General features: G+C 44.2%; 1 protein-coding gene. It reads right to left on the bottom strand.

Features of this window, described 5'->3' with window-relative positions; translation table 11 throughout:
* Positions 1-315: 315 nt before the first annotated feature.
* Positions 316-1,371, bottom strand: a complete 1,056-nt coding sequence (locus AC58DT_RS15590) for an IS110 family RNA-guided transposase (protein WP_497217718.1) — start codon at positions 1,369-1,371, stop codon at positions 316-318.
* Between the last annotated feature and the right edge of the window lie 44 nt (positions 1,372-1,415).

The following is a 1,415-nucleotide window of genomic DNA, read 5'->3' as shown; positions in this document are numbered from 1 at the left end:
TCCTATGAAAAGCACTAATCCCGTTCTTCAAAAATAATATTTTTATTTTAATTATCTCATAATGATGATTTTGGGGTGTTGGAATGTTGATAATTCCGATAGGATTATCACTATTTCAATACCATATAACTTGCTCCGCATCCTATATGTGATCCATCGTCCAAGCGCGGTCACCGGCATCTGTATGATTATAAGTTATAATAAACCTGGTCACTTGCTAAAAAGATGTGGTCTAAATTTAATCCAGCCACCTACATTGTTTTGTGATATAGGCTTTTAATACTTCTTTGTGAGCTTTGTTATCTGTTTATTTTATTATTCTATTACTCCTATTGCATAAGGAGTTTCTGTTTTTATGACAGCCAAGGTCCTGTTCAATAATTTACGGGCCACCTTGATTATTATTGATTTGACGTTCTTGCCCAAATGCCTGCGGTAATAGGCCTGCATTATGGGGTCTGTCCTGATGGCCTGCCAGGACGCTTCTATAAAATAACTTCGCATCAATCTATGGGCGCGCATTGTAATGCCCGTGCTCTTTTGGTTGTCGCCACTCTGGTGGATGCCCGGAGCCAGCCCAACATAGCCCGCAAGATGTTTTATGCTGTTAAAGCGTCGCAGATCGCCAAGCTCGCATATAATCCCACAGGCCACAATCCCGCCTATTCCCGGAATACTTTTCAAAAGATAATAATCCTTCTTGTAATGCTTGCGGCAATAGGCGCGCATCTTTGTGGAGACATCGCGCAGCTCCTGGTCTATGAACCTGAAGCTCCGCATCCTGCTGTCCAGCGTCTCGCGCGCCGATGGATATTTGAAAGTAACTTCGTCTACCCATCCACGGAATTTATGGCTCCAATGGTCATTGTCAAACTCCTCGGGAATGGCGATACCAAAATACAGCAGCTGCATTTTTATAAGGCTCTTGATACGCCTGTAATCCTTGACCAGATCGTTCCTTCTTCTGAAAAGACTGCGCAATTGCTCCCGCTCCACATCGGGAACGTGGATGCCCTCGAGCCTGCCATCCTTGAGCTCTCTGCTTATCAGTTGGGCATCTATTTTATCGGTCTTGGTAAAACGTTCCTTTCCCTTGCGGTGGATATCGGCAGGATTGACCACTAGGGAATTCCAGCCATAGGTTTTAAAACTACGGTGGGCGTAATACCCGCAACAGCCAGCTTCATAAGCGGTGGTAACCTGATGGTCGGGAAAATGCTTGGCTACATACTCGTATAATACTTCAGGTTTGGGAGGCATAGCAAATGACTTGCCGCTAAATAGATCGGAGGCGCAATGAACTTTCCAGCTCCGCTTGTGAATGTCGATGCCAATGTATAACTTTGGTTGGGCAGTGGGTTCTAATTTCATATCTTATTGTTTTCGTGAACTTTAAAGATACGAGACTCGCTGCT

It is taken from the genome of Aequorivita sp. CRS11 (assembly GCF_059693805.1).
Note: the sequence above shows the minus strand (reverse complement) of the source record. Positions and strands in the feature narration are given on the sequence as shown.